Source organism: Micromonospora sp. NPDC050200 (assembly GCF_040656135.1).
Classification (GTDB): domain Bacteria; phylum Actinomycetota; class Actinomycetes; order Mycobacteriales; family Micromonosporaceae; genus Micromonospora.
The window spans coordinates 58,127-72,204 of record NZ_JBFALG010000024.1; the positions used below are offsets into that span (position 1 = coordinate 58,127).

At 70.3% G+C, this 14,078-nt stretch carries 14 protein-coding genes and 1 pseudogene; 9 read left to right on the forward strand and 6 right to left on the reverse strand.

The window, feature by feature from the left end; genetic code table 11:
• Positions 1-5: 5 nt before the first annotated feature.
• The 5 genes and pseudogenes from kdpA to AB0I41_RS17880 all read right to left on the reverse strand — a co-directional run bounded on the left by kdpA (position 6) and on the right by AB0I41_RS17880 (position 3,328).
• Positions 6-1,661, reverse strand: coding sequence for a potassium-transporting ATPase subunit KdpA (gene kdpA, locus AB0I41_RS17860; RefSeq protein WP_357108337.1), 1,656 nt, complete (start codon positions 1,659-1,661; stop codon positions 6-8).
• Positions 1,661-1,750: a K(+)-transporting ATPase subunit F gene (gene kdpF / locus AB0I41_RS17865; RefSeq protein ID WP_357108339.1), complete on the reverse strand. Its 90-nt coding sequence runs from the start codon at positions 1,748-1,750 to the stop codon at positions 1,661-1,663. The genes kdpA and kdpF overlap by 1 nt, the downstream gene beginning before the upstream one ends.
• A 462-nt stretch (positions 1,751-2,212) precedes the next feature.
• Positions 2,213-2,430 (reverse strand): annotated as a pseudogene (locus AB0I41_RS17870) (ATP-binding cassette domain-containing protein); the annotation flags it as partial.
• Between the two features lie 296 nt (positions 2,431-2,726).
• A complete protein-coding gene (locus tag AB0I41_RS17875; protein WP_088964186.1) occupies positions 2,727-2,945 on the reverse strand; it encodes a hypothetical protein in 219 nt (72 codons plus the stop codon).
• 113 nt (positions 2,946-3,058) lie between these two features.
• Positions 3,059-3,328: a hypothetical protein gene (locus AB0I41_RS17880; RefSeq protein ID WP_357108343.1), complete on the reverse strand. Its 270-nt coding sequence runs from the start codon at positions 3,326-3,328 to the stop codon at positions 3,059-3,061.
• 198 nt (positions 3,329-3,526) lie between these two features.
• Between AB0I41_RS17880 and AB0I41_RS17885 the strand changes: the two genes are divergently transcribed.
• The 7 genes from AB0I41_RS17885 to AB0I41_RS17915 all read left to right on the forward strand — a co-directional run bounded on the left by AB0I41_RS17885 (position 3,527) and on the right by AB0I41_RS17915 (position 11,424).
• Positions 3,527-4,873: a cytochrome P450 gene (locus AB0I41_RS17885; RefSeq protein ID WP_357108444.1), complete on the forward strand. Its 1,347-nt coding sequence runs from the start codon at positions 3,527-3,529 to the stop codon at positions 4,871-4,873.
• 11 nt (positions 4,874-4,884) lie between these two features.
• Positions 4,885-5,790, forward strand: coding sequence for a terpene synthase (locus AB0I41_RS17890; protein ID WP_357108345.1), 906 nt, complete (start codon positions 4,885-4,887; stop codon positions 5,788-5,790).
• Positions 5,780-7,408 (forward strand): prenyltransferase/squalene oxidase repeat-containing protein, encoded by a 1,629-nt coding sequence (locus tag AB0I41_RS17895; RefSeq protein ID WP_357108348.1) that lies wholly within the window; start codon positions 5,780-5,782, stop codon positions 7,406-7,408. Before AB0I41_RS17890 ends, AB0I41_RS17895 begins: the two co-directional genes overlap by 11 nt.
• Before the next feature lie 202 nt (positions 7,409-7,610).
• Positions 7,611-10,013 carry a nitrate- and nitrite sensing domain-containing protein gene (locus AB0I41_RS17900; protein WP_357108351.1) on the forward strand — a complete coding sequence of 801 codons (2,403 nt, stop codon included), beginning with the start codon at positions 7,611-7,613 and terminating at the stop codon, positions 10,011-10,013.
• Between the two features lie 16 nt (positions 10,014-10,029).
• Positions 10,030-10,452 (forward strand): roadblock/LC7 domain-containing protein, encoded by a 423-nt coding sequence (locus AB0I41_RS17905; RefSeq protein WP_357108354.1) that lies wholly within the window; start codon positions 10,030-10,032, stop codon positions 10,450-10,452.
• A gap of 8 nt (positions 10,453-10,460) precedes the next feature.
• Positions 10,461-10,838, forward strand: coding sequence for a DUF742 domain-containing protein (locus AB0I41_RS17910; RefSeq protein WP_357108357.1), 378 nt, complete (start codon positions 10,461-10,463; stop codon positions 10,836-10,838).
• Positions 10,819-11,424 carry an ATP/GTP-binding protein gene (locus AB0I41_RS17915; protein WP_357108359.1) on the forward strand — a complete coding sequence of 202 codons (606 nt, stop codon included), beginning with the start codon at positions 10,819-10,821 and terminating at the stop codon, positions 11,422-11,424. The genes AB0I41_RS17910 and AB0I41_RS17915 overlap by 20 nt, the downstream gene beginning before the upstream one ends.
• 203 nt (positions 11,425-11,627) lie before the next feature.
• Here the strand turns inward: AB0I41_RS17915 and AB0I41_RS17920 are convergent, their stop codons facing one another.
• Positions 11,628-12,296 carry a DUF1707 domain-containing protein gene (locus AB0I41_RS17920; RefSeq protein WP_357108362.1) on the reverse strand — a complete coding sequence of 223 codons (669 nt, stop codon included), beginning with the start codon at positions 12,294-12,296 and terminating at the stop codon, positions 11,628-11,630.
• A gap of 300 nt (positions 12,297-12,596) precedes the next feature.
• On the opposite strand from AB0I41_RS17920, the gene AB0I41_RS17925 reads away from it, so the two are divergent.
• Both AB0I41_RS17925 and AB0I41_RS17930 read left to right on the forward strand, forming a co-directional pair.
• Positions 12,597-13,838, forward strand: coding sequence for a DUF2786 domain-containing protein (locus tag AB0I41_RS17925; protein WP_357108364.1), 1,242 nt, complete (start codon positions 12,597-12,599; stop codon positions 13,836-13,838).
• Complete coding sequence (locus AB0I41_RS17930) at positions 13,835-14,047, forward strand: YciI family protein (protein ID WP_357108447.1); 213 nt, start codon at positions 13,835-13,837, stop codon at positions 14,045-14,047. Before AB0I41_RS17925 ends, AB0I41_RS17930 begins: the two co-directional genes overlap by 4 nt.
• Positions 14,048-14,078: the final 31 nt, after the last annotated feature.

Below are 14,078 nucleotides of genomic sequence, written 5' to 3' on the forward strand. Positions count from 1 at the left end.
GGTGGTCACAGCCCTTCGGCCAGCGGGCCGAGTGCGAGCGCGGGCAGGAAGGTCAGCGCGACGAGGACGACCGTGACGCCGACGACCATCCCGACGAAGAGCGGCCGGTGGGTCGGCAGGGTGCCCTCGGAGGCGGGGGTGGGGTGCTGCCGGGCCAGCGAACCGGCCAGGGCGAGCACGAAGACGATCGGCAGGAACCGGCCCAGCAGCATGCACAGGCCCAGCGCGGTGTTCCACCACGGCGTGTTCACCGTGATCCCGGCGAACGCCGAGCCGTTGTTGTTGCTGGCAGAGGTGAACGCGTAGAGCACCTCGGACAGGCCGTGCGGGCCGACGTTGAGCGCGGTCGCGTCGTTGCCGGTGGCGAAGGCGACGGCCGTGCCGGTCAGCACCAGCGCCGGGGTGACCAGGAAGTACAGCGAGGCGAACTTCATCTCGCGGGCGCCGATCTTCTTGCCCACGTACTCCGGGGTCCGACCGACCATCAGTCCGGCCACGAACACCGTGATGACGGCCAGGATCAACATGCCGTAGAGCCCGGAGCCGACGCCGCCCGGGGCGACCTCGCCCAGCATCATGTTGCCCAGCGTCATCATCCCGCCCAGCGCCGTGTACGAGTCGTGGAACGAGTTCACCGCTCCGGTCGAGGTGAGCGTCGTCGCGGCGGCGAAGGTGGCCGAGTTCGACACGTCGAACCGGACCTCCTTGCCCTCCAGGGCCGCACCGACCGCCTGGGGAACGGTGCCGTTTCCCGCCAACTCGAAGGCGTTGGTCAGGGCGATGCTTCCGATCGCGAGGATCGCCATCACCGCGGCGATCGCGTACCCCTGGCGGTTCTGGCCGACCATCCGGCCGAAGACCCGGGGCAGGCTGACCGGAATGAGCAGGATCAGGAAGATCTCGACCCAGTTCGTCCAGGCCGTCGGGTTCTCGAAGGGGTGGGCGCTGTTGGCGTTGTAGAAGCCGCCGCCGTTGGTACCGAGTTCCTTGATCACCTCCTGGCTGGCCACCGGCCCGCCGGTGATGGTCTGGGTGCCACCGGTCAGGGTGGTGACGTCGGTGCCGGCGGAAAGGTTCTGCACCACGCCGCCGAGCATCAGCACGAGGGCGCCGAGCACGGCGACCGGGAGCAGGATCCGCAGCGTGATCCGGGTCAGGTCGACCCAGAAGTTGCCCAGCCGGTCGGTGCGGCTGCGGGCGAAGCCGCGGACCAGGGCCACCGCCACGGCGATGCCGACGGCGGCGGAGACGAAGTTCTGCACCGCCAGCCCGGCCATCTGCACCAGGTGGCCCATCGTCGACTCACCCGAGTACCACTGCCAGTTGGTGTTGGTGACGAACGAGACGGCCGTGTTCCAGGCCCCGTGCGGGACCACCGGGCCGAAGCCGAGCGACAGCCACAGGTGGTCCTGCAACCGCTGGAAGGCGTAGAGGAACAGGATCGACACCGCAGAGAACGCGAGCAGGCTGCGGGCGTACACGCCCCAGGACTGCTCGGCGTCGGGGTCGACGCCGACCAGGCGGTGGATTCCGCGCTCGACGCGGGACGGGCGGGTGCCGGCGACCACCCGGTACATGTGGTCACCGAACGGCCGGTAGGCGGCGGCCAGCGCCACCACCAGGGAGACGACGAAGACGACCCCGGCTGCTGTGGTGGTCATCAGAAACGCTCCGGGAACAACAGGGCGACGACCAGGAACACACCCAGGCCGATCGCCAGCAGCAGGCCGACGGCGTTGACGGCGCTCACCGCTTCTCCACGACCCTCACCAGGAGGGCGAGCCCCGCGAACAGCCCCACCGTCACCAGTACGAACACCACGTCAGACACGCTGACTCCCTTTGCCGGGCTCGGTCGGAACGACGGCCTCGCGGCCGTGCCGGGCAATCAAAACGCCGGTCGGCGACGGCGGACAGGGTTCATGACGCGACCGTGACGGCGAACGGCCGTTTCTTGACGCCCTTTTCACGCGGCCCGCCGACGGGGTGCGGGCGGTCACACCGGACGATCGGTCCCCCGGACCCGCCCACCTCGGTCGGCGGCTCTGGCGCCGCCGTGCCCAACCTGTTCGGGTGGCGCCGAACTGACCCTGCTGACCGACGTCGCCTGGCGCGGTCGGGAGATCACCGGGCCCCGGCTGGGTGGGACTGCTCGCGCTCCTGGCCGACCAGCTCGGCCACGGCTGCGGCAGCAGCCGGCTCATCGACGCCCTCGCCGAGAACCGGCCGGCGAAACCGATCGCCGCACGTACCCGGTCCGGCTCGCCGGCCAGGTCCGGGCCCGCAGATCCGGACGTCGCCGCCGTCGGCACGGATCAACGTCGAGAGGATCTGCATCCGTGGTGGTCCTGCCCGCCCCGTTCGGGCCGAGCAGGGAGAAGATCGTGCCCGCCGGGACGCGCAGGTCGATGCCGTCGAGGACGACGTGCTCGCCGTTCGGGGCCCCGCCGGCCGTCCGTCCGCGTCCGCCGGCGCGCTGGCCAGGCCGGGCTCACCACCCGCGCGACCTGCGGGTCCACCAGTTCCGCGCACCGACATGTCAGGGAGATCGGTCAATAGCTCGTCATGGGGCGACAGTGACCGATCCGGCCGTTCCGGCAACCAGCACCTGACGGACGGTAACCAACGAGGGGCAGTGGGTGACGCGGTGTCGACGGCCGCGGGCCCGCCGGCGTGGGCGACCACGCCGGCGGGCCCGGCGTCAGCCCCGCGGCGACGCGGCCGTGCTCAGCGGGGCAGCTCGCGCCAGGCGGGGTTACCGCCGCGCCACGCCCCGGCGAGAATGCTCGCCGAGGTACGACTCGGACACTCCTGCACCTTCGAGCGGCCGTAGGCGCCGCCGATCTGTGCCTGTACCTCCCACCGCAGCCCATCGCTGCGGATGTACACGTCGCGACGCCCGCGTGCCGTCGCGTCCCCGTTCCACCAGTGCTCCTCGACGATCACCTGGCGACGGTATCTCAACCGGCGTCCGAGCGGCACTGCCCGGTGGCCCACCTCCAGCAGCTCGATCGGCTGGCCAGGCCGCCGGGCCCCCGCGTACGCGACGGCCTCCCGCCTTACCGACGGAGTCGGGCGACCAGCCCGGCCACCGCCAGCAGCACGAGCGCGGAGAGCGGCGAGGTACGCAGGACGAGCAGGTTCGTGACCACGGCCCCGGCCAAAAGCAGGACCAGGCCGAGCGCGGCGTACCCGGCGAGACGGGGAACCAGCGGGTGTGACCGGGCGGGCTGCCGGGGTGATCGAGGTCGAGGAGGCCCGTCCCGCCCCCCTGGCGGGGCCGCGGCAAGTCGGCCGACCACAACCTCCGCCAGGGTCAGTGTCCACATCGGTCGAACTGGGACCAGAGCGAGCGAAGCGGGTTGCTCGACGTGGATATCCCAGTCACACACATTGCACATAACTGCTTACGCCCAGCACACTGAACGCGAACTGGGTTCGGGCTGAACGGCCTGAGGTCAGCCTTGTGTAGAGGAGGCGCTGCGGTGGAGGTTTCCCAGGCGGCTCCAGGGGTCAGCGCCAGGACGATCCCTGTCTGGAAGGCGCTGCCGCGGGCGATTCGGGACGCCCACCAGGCGCTCGTTGACGCCGGCAACTGGTCCGGTGGTGACGTCGTACGGCTCGGACTCGGGGTGTCGCGACCGTACCTGGTCACGCACCCCGACCACGTGCAGCAGGTGCTGCAGGAGAGAGCGGCCATCTATCCGCGCGGCGATGACACCGCCCTGTGGCGCTCGGTGCGGAAGCTCGTCGGTGACGGCATTCTCGCCGAGGGCGAGACCTGGGCGGCGAGCCGGAAGACCCTCGCGCCCATGTTCCGGCCGACCCGCATCGCCGCCTTGGTCGACACCATGGCCGCCGCCATCGCCGAGGCGGTTGATCATCTCGACGAGGCGGCCGCCACCGGGACGCCGATCGACGTCGGCACGGAACTGTCCCGGATCGTCTGCAGCGCCGCCATGAGGGTGTTCCTCGCCGACCGGGTATCCGTGAACGACGCTTTGCGGATCATGGCGGCGCAGGAGACCATCGTCACCGCGATGGCGCCGCGGCTACTCGCACCGTTCATGCCGTGGTGGGTCCCGATGCCAGGCGATCGCCGTTTCCACGCGGCCGTGCAGACGATCGACGACATCCTGCTTCCGGTGCTGCGGGAATCGCTTCGTCATCCCGGTGACGGCGATGATGTCCTGTCCACCCTGGCCCGGGCACGAACCCCTGACGCCCGCGCCCTGAGCGAGAAGCAGATGCGTGACGACCTCGTCTCGATGGTCGCCGTCACCACCGAGACCAGTTACGTCGCGCTCACGTGGCTGTGGCCCGTGCTGGCCAACAATCCTGCCGTCGCCAAGCAGCTCTACGAAGAGATCGAACAGGTTGTCGGAACCGGCCCGGTGCGGGCCGAGCACCTACCGCAGCTGACCTACACCACAATGGTCCTGGAAGAACTCCTGCGGCTGTTTCCGTCCGGTTGGATCGTGCCTCGACGCGCGGCGGCCGCCGACGTGCTCGGAGGGGTGCGGATCGACAAGGGGTCGACGATCATCCTCTCCCCGTACGCCACCCAACGCATGGCGGCCTTCTGGGGCCCTACCGCCGACGTCTTCGACCCCGAGAGGTTTGCTCCGGGTCGCGCCGCCGCGGAGGGGCGGCACCGTTACGCTCACTACCCGTTCGGCATCGGGATGCACAGATGCCTCGGGGAGCATCTGTTCAACCTGGAGGCACTGCTGATCGTGGCGACACTGCTCAGCAGGTTCCGGTTCGCGATGGCCGATCCGTCGATCCCCCCGACGAGGGTGGCCGCATCACTTCGACCAGGGCGGAGGGTGGAGATGACCCTGGCGCCTGTCGGCCGGCCTGTCGCACTCTAGGAGGCTGCTTCGTGGTCCCAACCACCCCCAACGGCTCGTTCACCGTGGCCTCCGAGCAGGGCCGGATCTGTTCCCTCGCCGCCAGAGGGCAGCGCGACCTGCAGAAGCAGGTCGCGCTCCACCTCAGTCTCTTCCCGGATCCGCCGGTCGACGCGGCGATGCTCAGCGCTCTGGCGCTGTCCACCGCGTTCATCGCGCCCTGGTGCACCGCGGAGCAGTTGAGGGTCGCCAACCGCGCCTCCCTGTGGGTCACCGCGGAAGACTGGCGAGTCGACCGGGTGGCCACCTCGATCGAGGAGGTCACGGAGGTCGTCGCCGCCTGCCTTGCCGTCGCTGACGGCAACCCGCCGGCGGCGGGGGACCAGCTCGGGCAGCTCCTGGCAGGTATCCGCGACCAGCTGGCCGCGGTGCCGGCCTTCGTCCACCTGCAGCCGCTCTGGCGGGAAGAGCTCGAGCGGATGTTGACGGCTGACGCGCGGGAGTGGCAGTGGAGAGCGGCCCGGGAAGCCGACGACACGCTGCTGCCGACGCCAGCCGAGTACCTGAGCAACGCCGACAACTACGGCGCGTCGTTTGTGAACGTCTCCCACTGGATCGCCACTGGCGCCGCGAGCACCCCGGACCAGCTCGCGGAGCTGACGGCGGCAAGCCGCCTGGTGCAGCAGGTGCTGCGCCTGGTCAACGACTTGGCCAGCTACGACCGCGACGTCAGGTCCGGCGACCTGAACATCCTGATGCTCGGCGTTGAGCAGGACGAGGTGCGGCGCCAGGTCAGCGACCAGATCGAACGATGCCGCCCACTGCTGCAGGCGCTCGAGCTCACCTGTCCGCAGGAAGCGGTCTACCTGTGGCGTGAGCTCGGGTTCACCACCGGCTTCTACCACGGAACCGACTTCTGGGCCAGCGTTGACGATTGACGAGCGAGCCGCTGGACCACTGCCCAGCCAGGGGCCTGCTGACCTCGGAGCCCGTGCACGCGAACTGATCGCCGAGATGATGCTGGAGCCATCCGGTCAGACGTCCCCATCGACGTACGAGACCGCCCGACTGGTGAGCCTGGCCCCGTGGCTGACCGGGCACCCCGAGCGGGTGCGGCATCTGCTGCACACCCAGCGCGCGGACGGCGGCTGGGGCCCACCTGAGGGTTACGCCCTGGTCCCCACGCTGAGCGCTACGGAGGCCCTGCTCGGGGTGTTCCGTTCGCAGCCACCGACTGGCCGGGCTGAACTGGCCGGTGCGATCAACCGCGCGCTGCAGGTCTTGTCCGGGTGGCTCGACGGCGCAACGGAGATACCGGATACCCCGGCTGTCGACATCATCGTGCCTGCGCTGATCGCTGGGATCAACGAGCACCTCAGTCGTCTCCCGGTATCGCCGCTGGCTGAGCCGGAGCTACGGTCCGCCCTTCGCCCGCTGCGGCTGCCACCCGGCATGACAGGGGGCAGATTGGCCGCCGTCCGCGACATGCTCGCCGCCGGCGCTCCAGTGTCCGACAAGCTGCTGCACGCCCTGGAAGTGGTCGGTGACCTGGCCCGCAACGCCCACGGCGTCACGCCCCTGCCATCGGGAACGGTAGGAGCGTCGCCGGCGGCAACCGCCGCGTGGCTCGGCGTCCCGGACGCGGTCGGTAGCAGCGCCGCGCCTCTGGCCTACCTGGAGTCCACCGTGGCTCGCTACGGCGGCCTCGCGCCATGCGCGACCCCGATCACGGTGTTCGAGCGCGCCTGGGTGGTCAGCGCGCTGGCAAGGGCAGGCATTCGCGTGACAGCCCCGCCGGGATTGATCCGCAGCCTCACGGCCGACCTGGGTGCCCGCGGAACTCCAGCCGGCCCCGGCCTACCCGCCGACGCGGACACGACTTCCGTCACGCTGTACGCGCTCGGACTCCTTGGCGCACCGGTGGACCCGGGTTGCCTGTGGACCTACGAGACACCAGCGGGGTTCTGCACCTGGCCGGGCGAGGACGGATTCTCGGTCACCACCAACGCACACGTACTGGACGCTCTCGGCCAACACCTGGCCGTCAGGCGACGAGCGGCACCCAGCTACCGGGCAGCCGTCCAGCGGCTGTCGGTCGCCTTGCGGGAGCATCAGCAGCCGGACGGGAGCTGGCGCGACCGATGGCACGCCTCGCCTTACTACGCGACCGCCTGCTGCTCGTTGGCGCTGTCTGAGTTCGGCCACGCGCCGGTCGCGGCGGAACCGCTCATCCGAGCCGTCGACTGGGTCCTCGAAACCCAGCGGCCCGACGGCTCATGGGGCCGTTGGGCAGGCACCGCAGAGGAAACGGCCTACGCAATGCAGACCCTGACGGCCGCGGGCACACGCCAGCGTCCCGACGTGGCCGCCGCCGTAGCCAGAGCCCACGCTTACCTCGTCGACGCCGCTCGTCAGCGGCAGGACCCCCCGCTCTGGCACGACAAGGATCTCTACCGGCCGACCCTCATCGTGCGCGCCGCTGTTCTCGGGGCTGTGCATCTGGCCCACCGAGCCGGACTGGGTGGCGGCCCCAACCTCCTCTCGACGTGCGCGTGACAACGCCGAAGGCGGGTCGCGTCCCCAGCACGCCCTGGACCTGCTGGCACGCACCCAACTTGTACCAGCAGGCCGATGCGACGAGTTCGATGACCTTGAGAGATCAGATTGATAACTGCTAGCGTGCCCCGGTCTGCGCACTCGAATGGCTTGTACGGCGTCCCTGCCGGCAAGTTCCTGATGTCCGACGTGGGACGGTATGATGCGGTCTCGTAGCACCAATCTACGTACGAAGGTCATTGCGCTCCTGGTATCACTTGTCGCCCTGTGGTCATTCGCGGCGTGGGTGACGTTGCGCGACGGCGTCAACCTGCTCGGAGTCCAGACGATTGACACCCAGATCGTCGGGCCGAGCGAGCCTGTTCTGCTCGCACTGCAGGTGGAACGCCGCCTTGCGGTCGCCTACCTCGGTGCGCCCAATGCCTCCCGGCGAGAAGCGCTGGACACCGCCCGCCAGGCGGTCGACGAGTCTGCGGCGAAGTTCAAGACCTCGGCGCGCAGTTGGCGGGCACAGTTGGCCAGCGACGCCGACGCGGAACAGCAGGTTGCGGCGGCAATCGAAGCGGTGGACGCGTTGGGCGGCACCAGAACCTCGGTCGACGACCGGGCCATCGACCGGGGAAGCGCCGAGCAGGCCTACACCGCTCTCATCGACACCCTCTTCCAGCTCTACGACGTTGTGGGCGGCCTCGACGACCCGGAGATCGAAGAGGACACCCGCCACCTGATCGAGCTTTACCGGGTTCGGGAACTGATGTCGCAGGAGGACGCACTGCTCTCCGGCGCCTTGGCCACCGGACGCATGACCATCGACGAACAGACGCGGTTCGCGCAGCTCGTCGCCGGCCAGCGGTTCCTTGCCAATCGGGCGTTGACGCAGCTACGGGAGTCCGACAAAGCCCGCTTCAGCGAGGTGGTCAACAGCCCGGCATTCACCAGGCTTCGCAGCCTCGAAGACCGCATCGTTTCCAGCGATCGCTCGAAGGCCAGGCCCGGCGTCACGGCGCAGGAGTGGAGTCGGGCCGCCGATGCCGCCCTGACCGACTTGCAGAACATGGTGCTCGGCAGCGGCGATGCCTTGGTAGAGCGAGCCACGCCGTTTGCCGTCTGGGTCATTGTCCGCCTGGTCCTGGCCGCGGGTCTGGGCCTGCTCGCGGTCATCGCCTCGACCGTCGTCTCCGTGACCACCGCGCGGGCCCTCGTAGCTCAGTTGCAGCGACTCCGCGAGGCAGCCCGGCAGTTGGCCGACGAGCGGTTGCCCAGCATTGTCGACCGCCTCGGACGAGGCGAGATGGTCGACGTCGCCACTGAGGCACCGCCCCTCGACTTCGGTGCCGACGAGATCGGTCAGGTAGGCGAGGCCTTCAACCGTGTTCAGGAAACGGCCATCCGAACCGCGGTCGAGCAGGCGGAGCTCCGACGTAGCGTCCGTGACGTCTTCCTCAGCCTCGCCCGACGCACCCAGGGTCTCGTCCACCGGCAGGTGACTCTCCTCGACGCGATGGAGCGCCGGGAGCAGGACGCCGAGGAACTCGAGGACCTCTTCCGCGTTGACCACCTTGCCACCCGCATGCGGCGCAATGCCGAAAATCTGATCGTGCTGTCCGGCTCGGTCCCCGGTCGCGCCTGGCGCCGTGACGTGCCCATGCTCGACGTTGCCCGGGCCGCCGCTCAGGAGGTGGAGGACTACACGCGGGTGACGGTGCGGCCCTTCGGATCGGTGGGGCTGGCCGGTCGAGCCGTCAGCGACGTGACCCACCTGTTGGCGGAGCTGATCGAGAACGCCCTCTCCTTCTCACCCCCGCACACGGAGGTGGAGGTCAGGGGACAACTGGTTGCCCGAGGGTTCGCCATCGAGATTGAGGACCGCGGGCTGGGGATGAGTGACGAGGAGATCGCCGCCGCCAACGAACGCATCGCCAGCCCGACCGAGTTCAACCTCTCCAACGCCAACCAGCTGGGGCTGTTCGTGGTCAGCCATCTCGCCGCGCGGCACCACATCGGTGTGCAGCTGAAGGCCTCACCGTATGGTGGGACCACCGCTGTGGTGCTCATTCCGACGGAACTGGTGGCCACCGCCGAGGCCCTCGCCAGCGCTTCCCGTGAGACGGAGAGTTCAGTCCGCACCGGCGCGGACGGCAGCCTCCCCGACGATGTCCAGCCTCGCGCAGCGGCGCGGACCGACGGCCCGATTGCGGTAGCCGAACCACCGGCGACGCACCGACCCACTGTCGAAATGCCGGCGGTTGCGCAGCGAATGCCCCTCCGCAGGGCCGTCGATGATCACGCGACGATTGAGGCGCCCACCCCGGAGCCCACCGCCCCGGAAGAGCGTACGGAACAGCGCCAGACCCGCACCGAGCACGGACTGCCTGTTCGCGTCCGTCAAGCCAGCATCGCCCCGCAGCTACGGTCCGACCCCGATGCCCTTCAGGACCCTGTTGAGGCAACCCCTTCGATGTCACCCGACCGGGTCCGCAACCGCATGAGCTCCTACCAGAGCGGCACCCAGCGCGGCCGTGCCGATGCACGTCGACTCAGCGACGAAGAGGACGAGCAGGGCCTCGACGCCGGGGGTCCTCCGGCGACCGAAACCGAGCGGTAGAAGGAGAAACGAGCCCGTGCAGCAGCAGACTTCTGCGAGATCCGATCTGGCCTGGTTGCTCGATGACCTCGTCGGACGCGTCAAGCAGGCCGAGCATGCCGTTGTGCTCTCCGTGGACGGCCTTCTCTTGGCCCGCTCCGCCGGGCTCAGCGGAGAAGACGGCGAGCATCTGGCAGCGATCGCTTCGGGAATTCAGAGCCTCGCGAAGGGGGCCGGCAAGCGGTTCAATGGCGGCCCCGTACAGCAGACCATCATCGAAATGCAGTCGGCTTTCCTCTTCGTGACGGCAGCTGGACACGGCGCGTGTCTGGCCGTCCTCGCGGCCGAGGACGCCGACGTCGGACTCGTCGCCTACGAGATGGCCATGATCGTTACCCGCGCCGGCAAGTACCTGGCTGCGCCGTCGCGGACGGCGAGCGGCCGGTCCACCGAGAAGTAGGGGCGGCCATGACGATCCCCGACGCGAACCCCTTGTGGGTCGACGACGATGCAGGACGCGTCGTGCGCCCGTATGCGATGACCCGCGGTAGGGCCAGAGCGAGGAACGACTTCAACCTGATCTCGCTGGTGACGGCAACTCAGCCGGTGCCGCCGCTTGATGTCGGCATGGCGCCGGAGCACATCCAGATCGTCAACCTCTGCCGCCGACCGCTCGCCCTGGCCGAGGTGTCAGCTCACCTGAGCCTGCCCCTCGGAACGGTCCGTGTTCTGCTCGATGACCTGCTCGTGCGAGGACTCGTGCAGGTATCCGAACCGCAGCCGCCCGCGGCTCTTCCCGACGACAGCATATTCGAGGCGCTCATCCATGGACTCCGAGAACATTGAGGGGGAGGTTGTCCTCCCCACCGCTATCAAGATCCTCGTCGCCGGCGGCTTCGGCGTAGGCAAGACGACGCTCGTCGGTGCCGTCAGTGAAACCCAGCCGCTACACACGGAGGAGGTTCTCTCCGAGCGGGGGGTCGGCGTCGACGACATCTCCGGTGTGGAGACGAAAACGACCACGACGGTGGCTATGGACTTCGGCAGGATCAGCTTTGGTGACCACCTCGTGCTGTACTTGTTCGGAACCCCCGGCCAGGGCCGCTTCTGGTTCGTCTGGGACGAGTTGGCCCTCGGCGCCCTGGGCGCGGTGGTGCTCGCCGACACCCGCCGCCTGCCTGACTGCTTCCCGTCGATTGACTACTTCGAGCGGAATCGGCTGCCGTTCATCGTCGCCGTGAACTGCTTCGACGGCGCCCGCCAATACAGCCTCGACGAGGTGCGACTGGCCTTGGACCTGGACCCAGACGTCCCCTTGATGCTGTGCGACGTCAGAGTTCGCGAATCCAGCAAGAAGGTCCTGATCAACCTTATCGAGCACGTGATGAATGGGCGAGGGTCGACCCGCAAGCCCCAGGCCGTGGGCCATTGACGCCGGGCCAGGAGTTGCGACGGTCGAGGTGATCACGCGCCGGACCACCTGGACGCGGAGGAGAGGCCCGCCCAGGTGGTCCGGCTCAGGTGCCGCCCGTCGGCGGCCGGAGCCGGCGGCGAGCACTGGTCGCGCTGCCGGCCAGCTCCAGCAAAGGAGCTCCGGGCACCCTGGCCCCTCGCCTGTCCGCAGACGGTCGGCCGTCAGTCGTCGGACTCGGGCGACCAGCCCTCCAGCTTCTTCCGTTTCTTCTCCAGCTTGCGCATCCGGACCTCCCGCTCGGAGGGCTTGCGCTTGATCGACACCCCGCCCCACAGGGCGAACCCGCCCACCGTGACCGTCGGGGCGCCGGGCGCACCCGGTCCGCTGGCCCGATGGTCGAAGCCGCCCATCACCCCGACCCCGGTCACGTGCACGGTGGCCTGCTCGGGCACCCAGATCTCCAGGCCGCCCATCAGGGCGTAGGCAGTGATCCGCACCGCACCCGCGGTGAAGATCGCGTCCCGCAGGTCGACCAGCCCACCACCCCAGAACGCCAGGCAGGTGAACTCGGGGCCGACGCTCCACGGGCCGGACCGTTCGAACTTGCCCGCCAGGGCGTAGCCGCTGCGCGACACCGGCGCCGCACCGTCGTACGTCGGCATCGGGACCGGGAACAGCGGCGACCCCACCGCCGGAAGGTCCTGGGTCAGGGGTTCGAGTTCGGCGTAGGTGCGGGCGGCGTAGAGGCGGCCCAGTCGCTCGTCCAACTCGCCCAGGTCCAGCCGGCCCTCGGCGGCTGCCTCGCGCAGCACGACCGCGACCCGCTCCCGGTCGGCGTTGGAGGCACGGATCTGTCCCGGGTGAACCGGTTCTGGAATGAGCTCGCTCACATAGAGGAGCGTAGAACAACCCCGCATCGGCAGGCCCCTCGCCACCCACCCGCACGCCGACCCAGGGCGGGATCGGCGCGGGCCGGGCCGACACCCTGCGGCGGGCGGCCTCACCGGGCCCACGACACCGCCGGAAACCGGCTCAGGACGCCAGGCGCCGCCGCCCAGGCCGGCGGTCACCACCAGCACCAGCGCCGCCGCCCGGGCCGTCGTCGAATCCGCACCCGGTACCGTTGCCGGGCAGACACTCCCGACGATCCGGACACCACCCGGGCGTCTCCCCCTCGGGAAGGACCACTCGTGCCGGACGCCGACGCCCTCATCGCCGACGCGGTCGCGGCGGTACGCGGCACCGACGTACGCGACGCGGAGCGGAAGCTGGACCGGCTCGTGGTCGGCACCGGCGCCGCGGACGGCGCGGCGGCGGTGGACACCGCCCTGCTCGACCGGCTGGCGGGCGCCCTCGCCCGGCTCTGGCCGCGCGGCTGGCAACCGGTCGACGTGGCCCGGATGGTGGCCCGCCGCCTCGGCGCGCGACCCGGCCGGCTGGTACGCGACGCGCTCGCCGCCCAGCGCCGGGGGCAGGCGGGCGACGTCCCGCCGTGGTGGGACGACCAGCTCGACGGGCTGGCGGCCCGGGTGTGGTGGGACGACGACGCCGGCTGGCTGGCAAGGTGGGCCACCCGCGAGGGTGAGGATCGGATCACCGCGCTGCGCGACGCGGTCGAGGTGCTGGCGCTGCTCGACCGCCTGCCACCGGTCGCGGTGCTACGCCCGCCACCGGGCGGGAGCGGGCCGACCGTGGCCCGGCGTGGCGGCCCCGGGCGGAGCGGTTCCCCGATGCTCGACCGGGTCCGGGCGCTGCTGGCCAAGGCCGAGTCGACCACCTTCCCGGCCGAGGCGGAGGCGCTGACCGGCAAGGCGCAGGAGTTGATCGCCCGGCACAGCCTGGACCGGGCGCTGGTCGACGCCGCCGCCGAACGCCCCGACCGGCCCGGCGGGCTGCGCCTCGGCACCGACGCCCCGTACGCGGGCGCGAAGGCTCTGCTGGTGCAGGAGGTGGCGGCGGCGAACCGGTGCGAGTCGGTCTGGTCCGACGACCTGGGCTTCGCCACCGTGCTCGGTTTCGCGGGCGACCTGGAGGCGGTCGAACTGCTCTACACGTCGCTGCTGGTGCAGGCCACCGCCGCCATGCTGCGCGGCCGCACCGAGCGGAAGCGGGGCAGCAGCCGGCGGACCAAGGCGTACGACGAGTCGTTCCTGCACGCGTTCGCGCTACGCATCGGCGAACGGCTGCGGGCCGCGACCGAGGTGGCCGACCGGCAGGCGGCCGAGGCGGCCGGCCCGGAACGGCTGCTCCCCGTGCTGGCCGCCCGCTCCGACGCGGTCCGCGAGCGGATGGAGAGCCTCTTCCCCGGCGTCATCCGGGCGCGGCTGACCATCCGGGACGCCGACGGCTGGCACTCCGGCACCTCCGCCGCCGAGCGGGCGTCGCTGGACCTCGGCGCGCCGCCGGCCCGGCCGCTGCCCGGCCGACGCTGACCGCTCGGGGAGAATTCTCCGGCGGCGGTGTCGGATCCACCGTGCGGGCTCCGACCTGTCAGGAGAGCAAGGAGCAGTTCGCCGGCTACCTGATGGTCGACTGCGACGGCCCGGAGCGGGCCGTCGAGATCGCCGCGCGCTGGCCCGAAGTCCGGATGGGCTTCGGGGTGCTGGAGGTGCACCCGGTGATGGACGATCACCCACGGTGACCACAGGGTGCCCGGCCACGACGGGCGCCGC

Coding starts and splice junctions, on each gene's coding strand:
- kdpA (WP_357108337.1), bottom strand. CDS start 1,661: ATGACCACCACAGCAGCCGGGGTCGTCTTCGTCGTCTCCCTGGTGGTG.
- AB0I41_RS17880 (WP_357108343.1), bottom strand. CDS start 3,328: ATGTGGACACTGACCCTGGCGGAGGTTGTGGTCGGCCGACTTGCCGCG.
- AB0I41_RS17900 (WP_357108351.1), top strand. CDS start 7,611: ATGCGGTCTCGTAGCACCAATCTACGTACGAAGGTCATTGCGCTCCTG.
- AB0I41_RS17910 (WP_357108357.1), top strand. CDS start 10,461: ATGACGATCCCCGACGCGAACCCCTTGTGGGTCGACGACGATGCAGGA.
- AB0I41_RS17915 (WP_357108359.1), top strand. CDS start 10,819: ATGGACTCCGAGAACATTGAGGGGGAGGTTGTCCTCCCCACCGCTATC.